The following is a 16,120-nucleotide window of genomic DNA, read 5'->3' as shown; positions in this document are numbered from 1 at the left end:
TGTGCGCCGTGTCCGCCGCGTGCGCGCGCTACGAACCTCGCCCGATCGATCCGGCGACCACCGCGCAGGCATTCGCCGCGCGGCGGCTGGACGCGCCGGAACTGCGCGAAGCGGTGCGCGACGTGGCGCCGCAGCTCGCTGCGAACTGGCCGCCGCCGTCGTGGAGCCGCGCCGATCTCCTGGCCGCCGCCCTGGTGCAGAACTCGAAGCTTGCGCTCGCTCGCGCGCAGACGCAGGCCGCGTGGGCAAGGCAGGTCGGCGCCGGCGCGACGCCCAATCCCGACCTGAACCTGCAATCGGAATACGCGCGCGACGAAACGCGGCCGTGGCTGTACGGGATCGCCTTCGATTTCGCGCTGCGCACGCCGTCGCGGCGCCGCCTCGACATCGACGTCGCCCGGCTCGCCACGACGAGTGCGCGCTGGCAACTGGTCGAACAGACCTGGGGCGTGCGGCGCGCGCTGGTCGATGCGCTGGGCGAGGGCGAACTCGCGCGGCGCCGGGTGGAAACGCTCGACCGGCTGCTGCAGCTGCAGCGCCAATGGCTTTCCGCGCAGCAGCGGCGCGTCGAACTCGGCGCGGAGGCACCCGGCACGCTGGCGAACCTGCGCATGGCCGTGCTCGAACTCGAGCAGCAGCGCGCGGAGGCCGGGCGCGACGCCGCCGGCGCGCAAGCAGCGCTGGCCGCGGTGCTGGGCCTGCCGGCGCAGGCGCTCGACGACGTGCAGGTCGACTGGTCCGACTGGGGTACGCCGCCGGAGGCGGCGGCCGCAGGCGAAGCCGGCGAACGCGCGCTGCTGGCGCGCGCCGATCTGGCCGCCGCGATCGCCGACTACGCGGGTGCGGAAAAGCAGCTCGAACGGGCCGTGGCGAGGCAGTACCCGCAATTCCATCTGCGGCCCGGCTACTACTGGGATCACGGCATCGCGAAATGGCCGCTCGACGTCGGCTTCGAGCTGCCGTTGTTCCAGCGCAACGAAGGCGAAATTGCCGACGCGCGCGCCGCGCGCGAAGTCGCCGGTCAGCGCCTGCTCGCAGTGCAGGCCGGGATCCAGGGCGAGATCGAAGCCGCCCGGCGTGCGGACGCGGCGGCGGTGACGAACGTGAACGCGGCGCAGCGGCGCCTGGACGAGGCGCGCAGGCAGGCGCAGCACGCCGAGTTCGGCCTCGGCCTCGGCGCGATCGATCGCGCCGAACGGCTCGGTGCACAAACCCTCGCCGTACGCGCGGAGCTGGACCTGCTGCAGGCGCGCGCGCAGGCGCAGCTGGCGCGCAACGCGCTGGAGGACGCGCTGCGCGAACCGCTGTCCGGTCCGGAGCTCGCGCTGCAATCCGCGCTGCACCGCGACGCGCCCGCGACGAATTCCGCTTCCACTGACGGGGATCGGCCGTGAACCGACGCTCGAACTGGCTTCTCGCTTTCGCCTTCGCGCTGGTCGGCGCCGCGGCGTCGTTCGCGCAGGACGACGATGACGACAAGGCCGCCGCGGCGAAGCCGGGCGCGGCGGCTCCCGGCGCGCAGCCGGTCCTGGCGCAGGAGCAGCACAGTGCGTCGGGCATCGTCGTCGGCCATCCGCGCGCGGCGCGGAGCGAACCGTCGGTGGCCGCCTTCGGGCAGGTGCTCGATCCGTCCACGCTGGTCGCCGACGCCGGCCAGCTCGACGCGGCGCGCGCAAGCGAGCGCGCGGCAAGCGCGGAAGTCGCGCGCCTGCAGGCCCTATATCGCGGCGAGGCGAATGCGTCGCTGAAGATGGTGCAGGCCGCACAGGCCGAGCAGGTGCGGGCGCGGGCGCAGCTCGACGCGGCTGCCGTCGCGTTCGCCACGCGCTGGGGCGCGCTGGCGAAGATGCCGGAGGCGAAGCGGCGGCTGCTGCTCGACGAGGTCGCCGCCGGCCACAGCCTGCTGGTGCGCGCCGATCTGCTCGGGCGGCGCAGTCTGGGCGAGCTGCCGCAGGCGGCGCGGCTCGACGTCGACGGCGCGCTGCTGCCCGCGCGCGTGCTCGGCACCGTGGCGCAGGCGGCGGAGACGCAGGGAGCCGGCCTGCTGCTGCAGGTCGAACGCCCTCCGCCGGGATTCGGACCTGGTGCGCGCGTACCCGTCGCGCTGGAAAGCGAGTCGCGCAGCGGCACGCTGGTGCCGGCGAGCGCGCTGATCCACGCCGAGGACGGTACCCACGTCTACCGCCAGCTGCCGGAGAAGGGCGCCGACGGCAGCTGGCGCTACGAAGCAGTGAAGGTGGACCTGCTGCAGCCGCGCGATGACGCGTGGCTGGTCGGCGGACTCGACGACGACGATCTGGTCGTCGTGCACGGTGCCGGCGTGCTGTGGTCGCTGCAGGGCCTCGACGCGGCGGCGTCGGACGACGACGACTGAAGGGAACGCCTGATGCTCGCCGCGATCGTCCGCGCCTCGCTCGCCCGTCCGCGCATCCTCACCGCGCTGTCGCTGCTGATCGCCGTCCTCGGCGCCGCGGCGCTGTTCACCGTGCGCTTCGACGTGTTTCCGGACTTCGCGCCGCCGTTCGTGCTCGTGCAGACCGAGGCCCCCGGCCTGGACGCAGGCCAGGTCGAGGCGCTGGTCACCCATCCGCTGGAAGGACTGCTCGCCGGCACCGAGAACGTCAAGACGGTGCGCTCGATCTCCAGCCAGGGCCTGTCCGCGATCCAGGTCGTGTTCGAGCGCGGCGGCGATCCGTACCGCCGCCGCCAGCTGGTCACCGAGCGCCTGGCCGAGGCGGCCGGCCAGCTGCCGCAGGGCGTGCGCGCGCCGCAGCTGTCGCCGCTGTCCTCGTCGATGGAGTACCTCGTCCACTTCGGCTACACCAGCCGCACGCTGTCGCCGATGGAGCTGCGCGACGTCGTGCAGTGGACGGTCAAGCCGCAGATTCTCGCCGTGCCGGGCGTGGCGCAGGCGCAGCTGTTCGGCGGCGACGTGCGCGAGCGGCAGATCCTGGTCGATCCGCTCAAGCTCGCCGCGAGCGGCGTGTCGCTGGAGGAAGTCGCGGCGGCGGCCGGCCGCGCGACCGAGCGGGTCGGCGGTGGTTATCTCGAAACCGCGACGCAGCGCATCGTGCTGCAGGCGCAGGCCGCCGGAGCGACGCCGGAGGCGATGGCGGCGGCGGTGGTCGCCACGCGCGCTGGCGTGCCGGTGCGGCTGCGCGACGTCGCGACGATCCGCGACGGCGCGCAACCGCGCTTCGGCGGCGCGATGATCGGCGGCGTACCCGGCATCCTCGTCGAGACCTCGACGCAGTACGGCGCGAACACGCTCGAGGTCACGCGCGCGCTCGAAGCGCGCCTGGACGCGCTGGCGCCGGCGCTGGCCAAGCAGGGCGTGGACTACCATCCGGCGTTGCTGCGGCCGGCGAGTTTCATCGAGAGCGCGATCGGCAAGCTGCGCAATTCGCTGCTGATCGGCGCCGCGCTGGTGGTCGCGCTGCTGCTGGTGGGGCTGCGCGACTGGCGCGGTGCGCTGGTTTCCTTCAGCGCGATCCCGCTGTCGCTGCTGACCACGGTGTGGATCCTGGAGACGTTCGGGCTCAGCCTCAACACGATGACCCTCGGCGGGCTCGTCGTCGCGCTCGGCGTGGTCGTCGACGATGCGGTCATCGACGTGGAGAACATCCTGCGCCGGCGGCGCCTGGCCGGGCCGGACGCGGACGTCGGCACGCTGTTCGCCGCGGCGTCGCTGGAGGTGCGGCGCCCGGTGTTCTACGCCACGCTGGCGGTCGCGGTGGCGTTCCTGCCGATCCTGATGATGAGCGGCATCCAGGGCGCGTTCTTCCGGCCGCTGTCGATCGCCTTCCTGATCGCGGTCGGCATTTCCCTGCTGGTGGCGATGAGCGCGACGCCGGCGTTGTGCGCGATCGTCATGCGCGGGCATCGGCCGCGCGAGGAGGCGGCCTTCCTGCGCAGCCTCAAGCGCCGGCAGCGCGAGGCGATCGAGCGGCTGCATCGCCATCCGCGCGTCGCCTGGGCCGCGCTGGCGCTGACCGGCGTCGCCGGCCTGGTGCTGCTGCCGCTGCTCGGCGCGCGCCTGCTGCCGGATTTCCGCGAGAACTACCTGATCGCGCACGCCTCGCTGCGGCCGGGCATCTCGATCGAGGAAACGCTGCGCATCGGCGAGCGCATTTCCGAGCGCCTGCTGAGGATTCCCGGCGTCAAGAGCGTGGCCGAGCAGATCGGACGCGCCGAGAACGGTCAGGATCCGGACACGCCGAACAAGAGCGAGTTCGAGGTGCAGATCGATCCCGGCCGCGGCCGCACGGCCGCGCAGATCGACGCCGACATCCGCGACGTGTTCGACGACTTCCCCAACCAGCTGGTCGAGATCTACTCGGTGCTCGCCGAGCGCATCGGCGAGACGCTTTCCGGCGAAAGCGCGCCATTCTTCGTCAACGTGTTCGGCACCGATCTGGAGGCCAACGACCGCGTCGCGGCGGAAATCGCCGAAACGCTGGAGAAGCTGCCGCATGCCGCGGGTGTCCGCCTGGTGGTACCGCCGCGCCAGCCCGAGCTGAGCCTGCGCCTGAAGCCCGACGCGCTCGCCTTTCACGGCCTGCAGGCGGCCGAGGTGCTGGAGGCCGTCAACGCGGCGTACCACGGCACCACGGTCGCCACCATCAGCCAGGCCGACCGCAGCCTGCCGGTCGCCCTGCGCATCGCCGGCGCCGGCGCGACGCCGCAGGAGGTCGGCGACCTGCTGCTGCGTACGCGTGACGGCATGCTGGTCCGGCTTGCCCAAGTTGCTGCGTTCGAACTCGTCTCCGGCCGCAGCCAGATCAACCATCAGGACGGCCTGCGGCGGCAGATCGTGGTGGCCACGCCGACGACCTCGGACCAGGCCGGTTTCGCCGCCGCGGCGAGGAAGGCGATCGAGCAGAAGGTGACGCTGCCTCCGGGCGTCTACCTCGACTACGGCGGCGCGGCGACCGAACAGGCCGCCGCCGCGCGTGAGCTGCTGCTGCATTCGGCGGCGGCGTTCGTGCTGATCGTTCTGCTGCTCGCCGTCGCGTTCGGCGACGCGCGCCAGGTGGTCCTCGTGCTGCTCGCCCTGCCGAGCGCGCTGATCGGCGGCGTCGCGGCGGTCTGGCTCAGCGGTGGAACCCTGACGATCGGCGCGATGGTCGGTTTCGTCGCCCTGTTCGGCATGGCCGCGCGCAACACGATCCTGCTCGTTTCTCACTACGACCACCTCGTGCGCGAGGAGGGCATGGCCTGGAACCTCGCCACGGCCCTGCGCGGCGCCGAGGAGCGCCTGACGCCGGTCTTGCTGACCGCGCTGCTGACCGCCTTCGCGCTGCTGCCCGTGGCGCTGCAGCTGCGTGAACCCGGTCACGAAATCGAGGGGCCGATGGCCGTGGTGATCCTGGGTGGCCTGATCTCGTCGACTCTGGTCAGCCTGTTGCTGATTCCGCCGCTGGCGGTACACTGGCTGGGCCGTTCTGAAACGGGCCTCAAGGATGGAAAATCCTTTTCCGGCAATGAGTTGCGCGGTGGATGAGGTTTGCGGGCGGCGGTTTGTGGTCCGCCCTAGGGTTTCCCCGGATACTGCCTTCCGGCGATCGGACTAGAATCGTCACATCTCCGAAACCTCTGGTCGAAGCCATGAGCATCAGAGCCCCGGACCTGCCGGGCCTCACATCGCTGAATCTCCCGCAAGGCGCCGGTGTTGCGCAGGGCGGAGTTGCGGGCCTTGGTGACGTACGTGGAGTGGATGCCTCCGCGGCATCCGCAGCCTTCGACGGAGAGGCCGTGCTGGCGGCGGACGTCTGGGAAGGCGGCGCCTCGCGCACCCTGCCGCAGAGCAGCCCTTCGGCCTATGCGCATGGTCCCGACCTGATCGCCAACGTCGAGCGCGATGTAAACTACATTCTCGCGGCGTTGCCCTGATCCATCGACGGGTCGGTTCCGTTGCGCGACGCCGGTTCGCGAACGGTGAGTCATGTCGACCGAACTCTATACGCCCTCCCGCTTGCGTGAAACCGCAGCCCGCCTCGCCGGCGCGCTGCGCAGCGAGCGCAGTCCGGAATACCGGCTGGCGATCCTGAAGCGGCTGGCGCGGCGCATCGGCGACGGCGCGTATCCGGTATTCCTCAAGCTGCTGTCGATCATTGCCGAGAGCGACGACGACGTCGCCAAGACGGCGGTCGCCGACGCCCTGGTCCTGGCCCTGAACCGAATGGACCTGCCGAGCGGGCAGATCACCTCCTGGGGCGGTTCCAACCTGCGTACCGGCGAAAGTGAGGGCAGTGAGCCCGCGCCGTCCACCTCGCCGCGCCGCCAGCTCGGCCCGATCGAGTTCCTGACCGCCTGGTACGCGCAGCGCACGCAGCTGCCGCAGCTCGACGAAAAGCACTACGCCCAGACGCTGTCGCTGCTGATCGAGCTGTGCAACCACAGCGTCGAACTGCGCCGCCTGTATCCGGCCAAGCTCGATGCCGACAGCCGCAGCGAGCTGGAAGGCGCCTACACCCGCGTGACGCGCGACGCGCTGGCCGCGATCGCCAAGTCGTGGAGCGGCGACGCGGCGCCGGACGAGGTCGCGCGCGTGGCGACGGCCCACGAGGCCGGACTGCAGGCCATCCCGCGCGGCTGGATCCTGCGCGATCTCTGACCCCCGGAGCCCGTCTGGGCACCGTTTCTCCCCGCTTCGACCTCTTGGGGAAAACCCTAAGCTAGGGTTCGACCTAGTTACCTGAACGCGCGTACAGCGGCAAAGTCAGCGCCGAAGACGAAAGTGGTTTGTGGAAGGGAGGCGGTGGTACGCATCCCGAAGTCGACGGCGAACAGGCCGGCTCCCCAGCAAAGTCCTGTTTGCAGAACTCAACATCACACGAGGAGACGGTCATGGGTAATGCAATTGGCGGCGGTGGTGGACTCCTGAGCGCGATCGGCGGCATCGTCGGTACGGTCTTCGGCGGTCCGATCGGAGCGATGATCGGCCAGATGATCGGCGGCGTTCTGGATCAGGCGCTCAGCGGCGCGATGAACAACAACGGCATCGACCAGAACACGCAGGATCAGGCGCAGACGGCCTATCGCGATGCGTTCCGCCAGGCGTCCGGCGGTCTGGATCCGACGGGCGGCAGCGGCTCGCTGCGCGATCAGGTCGACCAGTTCGCCGATGCGACCAACGCGTCGCCGGCCGATCGCGGTCGCCTGCAGCAGCTCACCGACGAACTGCAGCAGCTCGTCAACGACGCCGTGGCCCGCGGTTCGGCCGAAGCGGCCGGCGGCCAGGAAGCTCGCGACACCAAGGGCGGCAAGGGCGAAGGCGGCAGCTGGCTGATGGCGATCGCGAAGGCTCTCGGCGGCACGGCCGGTCAGGCCGCGGCGCGCATGGTCAAGCTGTCCGACGAGTTGGCCGAGCTCGGCGACAAGAAGGCTGGCCTGGCCGATTCCAAGGACACGAAGGCGAAGGAACAGGCGGCTTCCGACTACAACCAGAAGCAGGTCGAGTTCCAGGGCGCTTCGCAGGAATTCACCCTGCTGATGAACACCATCTCGACCGCGATCAAGTCGCTCGGCGAGAGTCTGACCACGATGGCTCGCAAGCAGTAAGAGCGAGTCTCGAAGGAACGCCCGCGAGCCGGTACGGTCGCGGGCTTTTCCGTCTGTGCGTTTTCGAAATCCTAACGCCGCGTCGCGAATTCGCGCGCCGAACGCAGGCGAGGCGTCAATGCCGCGTGGTAGGGTACGGGGCATCTCGTTCCTTGCCCCTGCACACTGGTTGGAGGCGACGATGCTCGCACATCGCAGTTCATTCTCCCGCGCTCCCTGGCTGATCCTCGCCGTGCTGCCGATGGCGGCTGGCGCGCAGATCTTCGACACGCAGTTCAGCGGCATGATGCTGGATACGACCATCCAGAGCATGACCTCCTACAACACGATGCAGACCACGATCGAGGACACGCGCCGGCACGATCGCGAGGTCTATCTGCGCAATGCGCGGCCCTCCATGCGCGGCGCTCCGCCTGCGCTCGACACGGTGGACTTCTCCGTCGGACACGATCCGGCGATTTCGTCCGAGGCACGCCGGACCTTCCTCAATTCGATCCGCCGGACCAACAGCGAGCGGGTGGTCGGCGCGATCGCCGCCGAATTCGACCGCAAGGACGTGCGCAGCGCGTTCCGCGACGAAGCCGGCCCGTACGGATTGCGGGTCGACGACTACGGCGACGTGTTCACGGCCTACATGGTCACCATGTGGTTGATCGCCAATCAGGCTCCCCTGCCGGACGTCGCTTCCGTGCGGGCGGTCAACGAGCAGTCGCATGCCGTACTGGCCAGCGGCGGCCTGCAAGGCAGCCGGCGCGACCGCCAGCTCACGGCCGAGGGCATGATGTACGAGCTGATATCGGCGATCTATGCCCGGCAGGAGGCCGAGCGCGTCGGCGACGGCGCGACCCTCGACCGGATGGCGGGCCTCGCGCGGAAGAAGTTCCTGCGTTCGGGAATGGATCTGCAGGCGATGGTCATCAGCGACATCGGCCTCGTGCGCCGCTGACGGAAGTCCCGCCGGCCGCCATCCGCCCTCGACCATGCACAATCCGCACGATTTCGAAGGCGCCGAGTTCCTGCGCACGCGCCGTCTGGTACTGCGCGGCCTGCGCATGGCCGACATTCCCGCCTTCATGGCGCTCAATGCCGACGAGGAAGTGTCGCGCTGGTCGCTCGAGCCGTGTCCGAAGGACTATTTCGGAGTGGCCAAGATGGTCATCCGGGCCAACGAGTCTTACCTGCTGCAGCCCGGGCGCGGCGCCTGGCACGCCAGCGACGTCGACGGGCGCTTCGTCGGCCTGTTCACGCTGGTGGCGCGCGACGAGGGCGGTCCGGTCGAGATCGGCACCCGCCTGCATCCATCGGTGTGGGGACGCCTGTATCCGGTCGAAGGCGGACGGGCGCTGTGCGAACATGCGTTCGCGACGTTGAACCTGCCGCAGGTGGTCGGATTGTGCCATCCGCAGAACGCCGCGGTACTGGCCATACTCCGTCGACTCGGCTTCTCGGCGGACGGCGAGACGGACGACTATTTCGGCAGTCGCGCGCTGCGCTACGTCCTGCGTCGCGACGACTGGCTGACCCGCGAATCCGGGCGTCGCTCGCGACGCGATTCCGCTCAATCGATGGAGGGATGAACGATGGGAACGAGCAGCAACGGCAACGGCGTCTCCGCCCCGCATCCGTTCGCGATCGGCGCCGATCCGGCATTGTCGGCTCGCGTGCGCAAGGAGTTGATCGACACGCTGTATGCGCGCACGAACTTCGATCCGGCACAAGCCGAGCGCGAGCTCGATCAGCACGACATTCCCGAAGAGTTCGCGCTGGAGTTCGGCGACCTCGGGCTCGATCCGGACAATCTGCCCGATCTCCTGGCCGCGCACCTGATCGCGATGTGGTGCGTCGTGCACGATGCTCCATTGCCCGGCCGCGACGTGGCCACTGGCCTGAAGCGCCAGTTCACCGGCACGATCGCCATGAGTCCGCAGGCAGCCGATCCGGCCACGCGGCAGATGATGGGCGAAGCCCTGCGCTACGAGGCCGTGCTGACCCTGCAGGCGCGCCGCGCCGCGCGCGACGCCGGCGACAAGGCCAAGCTGCGGGAAATGGCCGAATCCGCGCAGGGCAACATCCTCAGGCAGCGCGGCATCAACCTGCGCAAGACGCGCCTGACGGCGTCCGGCATGTTTCGCGCCTGAGCGGCGCGATTCGTCCGTATCCGTGAACAGGTGTCATGGCTGAAGAAAACGATACCGGCAACCGAACCGAGAAGCCGACTCCGCAGCGCCTGAAGAAGGCGCGCAAGGAAGGCGACGTCAGCAAGAGCAAGGAGCTGACCAGTACGGTGCTGGTCATGCTCTGGCTGGTGATGATCTGGCTGATGCTGCCGGGGATCAACCAGCGCCTGGGCTCCCTCATCGACAAGACGATGCTCGCCCTCGGCCAGCCGTTCTCGATTGCCGGGCCGGCCCTGGGCTGGGAGGCGCTTTCGGTCGGTCTGTGGATCTGCCTGCCGATGCTGTTCGGCGCGGTGTTCATCGCCACGCTGACGGACTTCATGCAGGGCGGTCCGGTGCTCGCACCGAAGAAGGCCAAGCCCGACCTCAAGAACATCAACCCGATCTCCGGCGTCAAGAAGATCTTCTCCAAGGACAACCTCGTCGAGGTCGCCAAGGCGATCATCAAGAGCAGTGCCCTGATCGGCATCTTCGTCGCCGTGCTGTTCGCCTTCCTGCCGCAGATGGCGGCGTTGCCGTTCGGCCAGCCGATCGCGGTCGGCGAGCTGCTCTGGTCGAGCGTCACCCGCATCGGCATCTGGGTCATTTTCGTGTTCTTCTTCATTTCCGTGCTGGACGCGTTCTACCAGCGCTTCTCGTTCATGAAGAAGATGCGCATGAGCATCCGCGACATCCGCCAGGAGTCGAAGGAGAACGAGGGCGATCCGTACATCAAGGGCCGCCGCAGACAGTTGCATCAGGAATGGGCGCAGCAGAACATGCTGTCCTCCGTTCGCCGCTCGAGCGTGGTCGTGACCAACCCCACCCATCTCGCCATCGCCATCCTCTACGAGCCCGGCGAGACCGAACTGCCGATGATCGTCGCCAAGGGCGAGGACTACGAAGCGAAGCTGATCCGCGAGGCGGCCGAGGAGGCCGGCGTGCCGATCATGCAGAACGTCGATCTCGCGCGCGGCCTGTATGAACGCGCCGAGCTCGACGACTACCTGCCCGGCGAGTTCTTCGAAGCCGTCGCCGAACTGCTGCGCTGGGCCGAGAGCGTGCGCGAGCAGCGCGACGGGAAGTGAGCCGGGCCCGGACGGGCCGCGGCGCAATCACAGCATGCGGGTGAGCGAGTCGAGCAGGGTCGCGTTGCGGGCGATCGTGCGCACGACCATCTCGACGATCGCCGCCAGCGAGAGCAGCAGCATCCAGGTGGCGAGCCAGGCCTTGATCGGCATCGACAGCGAGAACACGTTGAGCTGCTGTGCGTAGCGGTTGACCAGTCCGAGGGCGATGTCGAGCAGGCTGGTGATGATCAGCGCCGGCGCGGAGAACATCAGCACGGCGGTCATCAGGTAGTTGAACTGGCTGGCGAAATAGCCGATGCCGCCGCTATGCAACGGCGGCATCGCGTTGCCGACCGGCCACAGCTTGTAGCTCGACAGCAGGATGTCGAGGAACATCGTGAAGGCGCCGGTGGCCATGAACAGCCACATGCCGAACTGCGACAGGAACAGGCCGGTCAGCGAGGTCTGGTGGCCGGAGATCGGGTCCATCACGTTCGCCATCGACGAGCCGACCTTGACGTCGATGACGTTGCCGGCCGCGCCGAGCGCCCAGAATATGGCGCCGAAGCTGAAGCCGATCACCGTGCCGACGAAGATCTCCTTCAGCACGATCAGCGCCCAGGTGCTCTGCATCATTGCCGCGCCCGGGCCGGCCGCGGCAGCGATCGGATAGGCGACGATGGCGAGGCTGACGAAGAAGCTGTTGCGCACCAGCGCCGGCACGGTTTCCTGCGTCATCAGCGGCAGGATCAGGAACGCGGCTGCGATGCGCGGCAGCGTCAGCGCCACCGCCAGCATCTGGCTCTGCAAATGCTCAAAGACCGGCATGCGCGCGGTACTCCTGGGGTGTGGGCCGGACGGTTGCGCGCATCAGCGGATCAATGTCGCGAAATTGCTGAACAGGTTGTCGGAGTAGTTGTACAGCGTGCCGCCGAGCACGGTTGCGGTGGCGAACAGCGCGAGCACGACGGCGACGAACTTCACCGCGTACGGAAACGTCTGCTCCTGCAGCTGGGTCACCGCTTGCAGGAACGCGACGAGCAGGCCGACCACCGCGGCGGCCAGGATCGGCGGCGCCGACAGCAGCAGGACCAGCCAGAGGGCTTCGCGGGCGAGCTGGATCTCGTTCTGGTACATGTCACTGATACGTCGCGACGAGGCCGTGGATGAGCTTGGCCCAGCCACTGAGGATCACGAACAGCAGCAGCTTGAACGGCAGCGAGACCATCGTCGGCGACAGCATCATCATGCCCAGCGCCAGCAGGATGTTCGACACGATCAGGTCGATGACGACGAACGGCAGGAACAGCAGGAAGCCGATCTGGAACGCCTCCGTCAGTTCGCTGACCGTGAACGCCGGCATCACCACGATGAAGTCGTCCGCCGTGAGGCCGGCCTGCTGCGCGGGCGGCAGCAGGCGCTTGGCGCTCTCGAGGAAGAACTTGCGCTCGTTCTCGTGCGAATGCTTGATCAGGAACTTGCGCAGCGGTTCCTTGCCGGAATTGATCATCTGGCCGAGGCGGTCGACGGTCATGCGGTCGGAATCGCCGCCCAGTCCCTGCGCCTGCCTCGCGGCGGTAGCCGCGTTGACGTTGTCGAGCGTGTCCAGGATGACCGGATACATCACGTAGATCGACAGGATGATGGCCAGGCCGTTGATGACGACGTTCGGCGGCGTCTGCTGCAGGCCGAGCGCGTTGCGCAGCAGGCTGATGACGACCACGATCTTGGTGAACGAGGTCACCATGACCGCGACGAACGGCGCCAGCGCGAGGCTGACGACCGTGGTGATGACTAGGGCAGGCGAAAAACTACTGAAGTCCACGGTCGTCACCGATCCTTGTGACCTTGACGCCGAGCGTCTCGCCCAGCGAAACCAGCTCTCCGCTGCCGAACACCTTCCCGTTCGCGCGCAGCTCCACGCGCGCGCCTTCCACCGGCTGGCGCAGCTCGAGGATCTGCCCGGCACCGACGCGGCCGAGCTCGCCCAGGCTGAGGTGGAGCGTGTCGAGCAGCAGGTCGACGCGGACCGGAATCGCGTCGCGGAAATCGGGCGTACCGTCGCCCGCGTCCGCGGCGGGGATTTCGGGGCTTTCGTTCATCGTGAGGTTCCTGAATTCGGCGGCGCTCAACGGGCGCGTGATCGAGATGCCGCCTTCGGCCGCGGCGGCGAGCCAGGCGTAGCGGGCGTCGAGGGCGGGCTGGCCGGTGCTGGCGCACAGGCGCAGGGTGGCGGTGACGATGGAGCGCGAGCCGAGCAGGATCACGTCGTCGGCGACGAGTTCACGCAAGGTCCCGGCGGTCAGGTCCGGAATCGGCAGCAGCAGCCGGCACGGCAGCGGGATGTCGTCGCGTTCCACGCGTTCGTCGGCGTCGGCGGGATGCCAGCCGGGAGCGGCGGCGAGCGCGTCGAGCGTGGCGCGATCCAGGCCGATCAGGCCGCGGCAGTCCTCGCCTTCGCCCTGGCCGTAGCGGAATTCGACCCAGTGCCAGACGTCGGCCGACCGGTTCGGTGCCGCGCGCAGTTCGGCCGGGAGCAGGGACGTGCCGACGAGCTCGGAGAGGCGCGTCAGCAGCGGCTCGTAGGCGAGGGTCCAGGCCAGCAGCCGCGCGTCGCCGGTGAAATCCTGCCAGCTGCGCTCGCCGATCGTGGCGACGCGATGTTCGGCGGTGAGCACGAGGCTGATGCGGCCGTTCGCGTGGCCGAGTTCGACCGTGGTGGCGTGCGGCGCTTCCTGCGCGACGTCGCTGCGCAGTTCCAGGCGCGAGCCGGCCGCCTCGACGAGCAGGCGGCTGCCGCCGGCCAGCAGGTGCGTGACGGCCGCGGCGCGTTCCGGCGGAATCGCGCGCAGGCGGTCGCCGATCGGCTGCGCCGACGGCGGGGGAATGTCCACGACGGGGGCTGCCGTCATCGTATGTTCGCTCCGTGCGGTTGTTCGTGGCCGAGCGCGATGCGGATCACCTCGGCGACGTTGCGTGCGCCCAGCTTCTGCATCAGGTTCGAGCGGTGCAGTTCGACGGTCTTGATGCTGATGCCGAGCACGTCGGCGATCGTCTTGTTGAGCTTGCCGGCGACCACCAGTTCGAGCACCTGGCGTTCGCGCGGGGTGAGCTTTTCGGTCACCAGCGGGTTCGCGCTGATCGCCGCGGCATGGTCGGTGGCGGTGCGCAGCGCGTGCACCAGCATCGTCGGATCGAATGGCTTCTCGATGAAATTCACCGCGCCGTTGCGCATCGCTTCCACCGCCAGGGGCACGTCGGCGTGCGCAGTCACGAAGATCAGCGGCAGCTCGACGCCGCGGCGCTTGAGCTCCTGCTGCAGTTCGATGCCGCTCATGCGCGGCATGCGCACGTCGCTGACGATGCAGGCCGGTACGCCGTTGGCGGGCGTGCGGTCGAGGTCCTCGAGCAGGGCGGCGCCGCTGGCGAAGGCGCTGACGACGAAGCCGGCGTCCTCGAGCAGCCAGCGCGTGGATTCGCGGAACTCGTCGTTGTCGTCGACGAGCAGGACGTGTGCGGCTTGGGCATCGGACATCATGCGTTCTCCGCCGGCAGGGTGAAGATGAAGCTGCTGCCGCCGTCCGGGTTCGGCTCGGCGAACAGGCGGCCTTCGTGGAACTCCATGATCGAGCGGCAGATCGCCAGGCCCATGCCGAGCCCGTCGGACTTGGTGCTGAACATCGGCGCGAACATCCGCTCGGCGAAGTCGGGGCCGATGCCGGGACCGCGGTCGCGCACGCGCACCTCGATCATGCCGTCCAGGTCGCGTCGTGCCTCGATCGTGATCTCGCGCTGCGCCGCCGCCGTCTCGCGCATCGCGTCGATCGCGTTCTTGACCAGGTTCAGCAGCACCTGCTCGATCATGACGCGATCGGCGACCACGCGCGGCAGGGATTTCGGCAACTGGGTCAGGATGCGCACCTGGTGCTGTTCCGCCTCCAGGCGGAGCAGCTCGACCACGGTCTGCGCCAGGGCGTCGAGCGGATGCAGCTCGCGCTGCGGGTTGCGGGTGCGCACGAACTCGCGCAGGCGCGCGATCACCGCGCTGGCATGCTCGGCCTGGTTGCGCGCCAGGGCAATGCCCTGGCGCAGGCGCGGATTGGCGTGGTCGCCCCTGGCGATCATGCCGTCGCAGCTGCTGAGGTAGTTGATGATCGCGCCGAGCGGCTGGTTCAGCTCGTGGGCCAGGGTGGTGGCCATTTCCCCCACGCTGAGCATGCGCGAGGTGAACAGCAGCTGCTCCTGCTGCGCCTTGTGCTGGCGCAGCGCTTCGATCTCGTCGCTGATGCTGCTGACGAACACCGCGTCGCAGCGCGCGGCGCGCGCCCAGGGCAGATCGCGCCAGACCAGGCGATACCACCGGCGCGTCTGCGGCGCATAGCATTCGATGCCGTCCTCCCCCTCGCTGAGCGAATCGAATCCTGCTTCGAAGTGCATACGGTCGGGTACGGATTCGGGAGGGCCGAATTCGTGCGCGAACGCACTGTTGGCGAGCACGACCCGGCCGTCGGATTGGCGGAACAGCGCGCAGGGAAGCGGCAAGGCCTCCACCAGCACCTGTAGCATGTCGCCGGCCTGACCCGGCGCGGGCGGAGAATCAATGCGGACAGGCTCGCAACGGGTCGTCGACATCGTCGTTATCCTAGGTCCGTGTCACGCCCCCTTCGTGACAACGTAACGGCCGGAGCCGGTAGAGAAAGCCTTATTTATGAGACGCAGTTCACATTACGTCATCCCTTCCCTCATGCTTTCGTGGAGCGCCGTGGCGCTCGCCCAGCCGGCCGAGCAGGCACCGGACGCCTCGCTGCTGGGGCTGGTGCTGCCGCTGCTGGTGGTCGTGTTCGCCCTGGCCGCGCTGTGGTGGGTCATGCGCCGGCAAGGAGGGCGCGGCAGTGCAGCCGGACCTGCCCGCATCGTGCAGGTCATGGCAGTCGGGCCGCGTGAACGCATCCTCATCGTCGATCACGACACGCAGCGACTCATGCTCGGAGTCACCCCCACGGCGATCAGCCTCCTCGCGCATCTGGAGCCGAAGGATGCCGCAAAGAATCCCGCGAATGCCAGCGCTTCACCGAACGAAAACGTGACCGCAACGTCATATTAACGACGAGTCGACAGTTGACTTAGGGTTTTCCCTAGGTCAGAACGAACCGTCATCTCATTCTGCTAGTCTGCCGATCTCAGGGGTGTTCAGTTTCAGATTCAGCACAAGCAGCCGTACTCGTCGTCCGGCCGTTTAGACGGCCGAGAAGGATGCCAAAACTTCTTGTGGACATGGCCATGTACAAGGACATCAGGGAAAGTTCGCAGACGCGCCTCCGCGGCCGCTGC

Annotated in this window: 17 protein-coding genes; 11 read left to right on the top strand and 6 right to left on the bottom strand. The window is 68.6% G+C overall.

The window, feature by feature from the left end:
- Positions 1 to 8: 8 nt before the first annotated feature.
- The 10 genes from ACFO6Q_RS17610 to sctU all read left to right on the top strand — a co-directional run bounded on the left by ACFO6Q_RS17610 (position 9) and on the right by sctU (position 10,807).
- Positions 9 to 1,394, top strand: a complete 1,386-nt coding sequence (locus tag ACFO6Q_RS17610) for a TolC family protein (protein ID WP_380022430.1) — start codon at positions 9 to 11, stop codon at positions 1,392 to 1,394.
- Positions 1,391 to 2,374 carry an efflux RND transporter periplasmic adaptor subunit gene (locus tag ACFO6Q_RS17605; protein WP_380022429.1) on the top strand — a complete coding sequence of 328 codons (984 nt, stop codon included), beginning with the start codon at positions 1,391 to 1,393 and terminating at the stop codon, positions 2,372 to 2,374. Before ACFO6Q_RS17610 ends, ACFO6Q_RS17605 begins: the two co-directional genes overlap by 4 nt.
- Before the next feature lie 12 nt (positions 2,375 to 2,386).
- Complete coding sequence (locus ACFO6Q_RS17600; RefSeq protein ID WP_380022428.1) at positions 2,387 to 5,503, top strand: efflux RND transporter permease subunit; 3,117 nt, start codon at positions 2,387 to 2,389, stop codon at positions 5,501 to 5,503.
- A 104-nt stretch (positions 5,504 to 5,607) separates the two neighbouring features.
- On the top strand, positions 5,608 to 5,892 hold the full coding sequence (locus ACFO6Q_RS17595) for a hypothetical protein (protein ID WP_380022427.1): 285 nt from the start codon (positions 5,608 to 5,610) through the stop codon (positions 5,890 to 5,892).
- A gap of 52 nt (positions 5,893 to 5,944) precedes the next feature.
- On the top strand, positions 5,945 to 6,616 hold the full coding sequence (locus ACFO6Q_RS17590; RefSeq protein ID WP_380022426.1) for a hypothetical protein: 672 nt from the start codon (positions 5,945 to 5,947) through the stop codon (positions 6,614 to 6,616).
- Positions 6,617 to 6,849: 233 nt separating this feature from the next.
- On the top strand, positions 6,850 to 7,563 hold the full coding sequence (locus tag ACFO6Q_RS17585; protein WP_380022425.1) for a hypothetical protein: 714 nt from the start codon (positions 6,850 to 6,852) through the stop codon (positions 7,561 to 7,563).
- Positions 7,564 to 7,618: 55 nt separating this feature from the next.
- On the top strand, positions 7,619 to 8,509 hold the full coding sequence (locus ACFO6Q_RS17580; protein WP_380022424.1) for a hypothetical protein: 891 nt from the start codon (positions 7,619 to 7,621) through the stop codon (positions 8,507 to 8,509).
- Between the two features lie 34 nt (positions 8,510 to 8,543).
- Positions 8,544 to 9,140, top strand: coding sequence for a GNAT family N-acetyltransferase (locus tag ACFO6Q_RS17575; protein WP_380022423.1), 597 nt, complete (start codon positions 8,544 to 8,546; stop codon positions 9,138 to 9,140).
- Positions 9,141 to 9,143: 3 nt separating this feature from the next.
- Entirely contained in the window at positions 9,144 to 9,701 is a 558-nt protein-coding gene (locus tag ACFO6Q_RS17570) for a hypothetical protein (protein ID WP_380022422.1), read from the top strand.
- Positions 9,702 to 9,736: 35 nt separating this feature from the next.
- Entirely contained in the window at positions 9,737 to 10,807 is a 1,071-nt protein-coding gene (sctU, locus tag ACFO6Q_RS17565) for a type III secretion system export apparatus subunit SctU (protein WP_380022421.1), read from the top strand.
- Positions 10,808 to 10,834: 27 nt separating this feature from the next.
- On the opposite strand, the gene sctT is transcribed toward sctU, so the two are convergent.
- The 6 genes from sctT to ACFO6Q_RS17535 are packed head-to-tail and all read right to left on the bottom strand — an operon-like array spanning position 10,835 to position 15,355.
- Positions 10,835 to 11,617 (bottom strand): type III secretion system export apparatus subunit SctT, encoded by a 783-nt coding sequence (sctT, locus tag ACFO6Q_RS17560; RefSeq protein ID WP_380022420.1) that lies wholly within the window; start codon positions 11,615 to 11,617, stop codon positions 10,835 to 10,837.
- Between the two features lie 42 nt (positions 11,618 to 11,659).
- Positions 11,660 to 11,926, bottom strand: coding sequence for a type III secretion system export apparatus subunit SctS (gene sctS / locus ACFO6Q_RS17555; protein ID WP_380022419.1), 267 nt, complete (start codon positions 11,924 to 11,926; stop codon positions 11,660 to 11,662).
- A gap of 1 nt (position 11,927) precedes the next feature.
- Positions 11,928 to 12,614, bottom strand: a complete 687-nt coding sequence (gene sctR, locus ACFO6Q_RS17550; RefSeq protein WP_380022418.1) for a type III secretion system export apparatus subunit SctR — start codon at positions 12,612 to 12,614, stop codon at positions 11,928 to 11,930.
- Positions 12,601 to 13,701 (bottom strand): FliM/FliN family flagellar motor switch protein, encoded by a 1,101-nt coding sequence (locus ACFO6Q_RS17545; RefSeq protein ID WP_380022417.1) that lies wholly within the window; start codon positions 13,699 to 13,701, stop codon positions 12,601 to 12,603. The genes sctR and ACFO6Q_RS17545 overlap by 14 nt, the downstream gene beginning before the upstream one ends.
- The gene (locus ACFO6Q_RS17540; protein ID WP_380022416.1) at positions 13,698 to 14,324 is read right to left on the bottom strand and encodes a response regulator transcription factor; all 627 of its coding nucleotides are present in this window, start codon (positions 14,322 to 14,324) and stop codon (positions 13,698 to 13,700) included. Before ACFO6Q_RS17540 ends, ACFO6Q_RS17545 begins: the two co-directional genes overlap by 4 nt.
- Positions 14,324 to 15,355 carry a sensor histidine kinase gene (locus tag ACFO6Q_RS17535; RefSeq protein ID WP_380022415.1) on the bottom strand — a complete coding sequence of 344 codons (1,032 nt, stop codon included), beginning with the start codon at positions 15,353 to 15,355 and terminating at the stop codon, positions 14,324 to 14,326. The genes ACFO6Q_RS17540 and ACFO6Q_RS17535 overlap by 1 nt, the downstream gene beginning before the upstream one ends.
- Before the next feature lie 196 nt (positions 15,356 to 15,551).
- Between ACFO6Q_RS17535 and ACFO6Q_RS17530 the strand changes: the two genes are divergently transcribed.
- Positions 15,552 to 15,893 (top strand): FliO/MopB family protein, encoded by a 342-nt coding sequence (locus tag ACFO6Q_RS17530; RefSeq protein ID WP_380022414.1) that lies wholly within the window; start codon positions 15,552 to 15,554, stop codon positions 15,891 to 15,893.
- Positions 15,894 to 16,120: the final 227 nt, after the last annotated feature.

The sequence above is a fragment of the Dokdonella ginsengisoli genome, from assembly GCF_042652785.1.
GTDB lineage: Bacteria > Pseudomonadota > Gammaproteobacteria > Xanthomonadales > Rhodanobacteraceae > Dokdonella_A > Dokdonella_A ginsengisoli.
The sequence above is the reverse complement of the archived record's forward strand: the minus strand, read 5'-3'. Positions and strand labels throughout refer to the sequence as shown.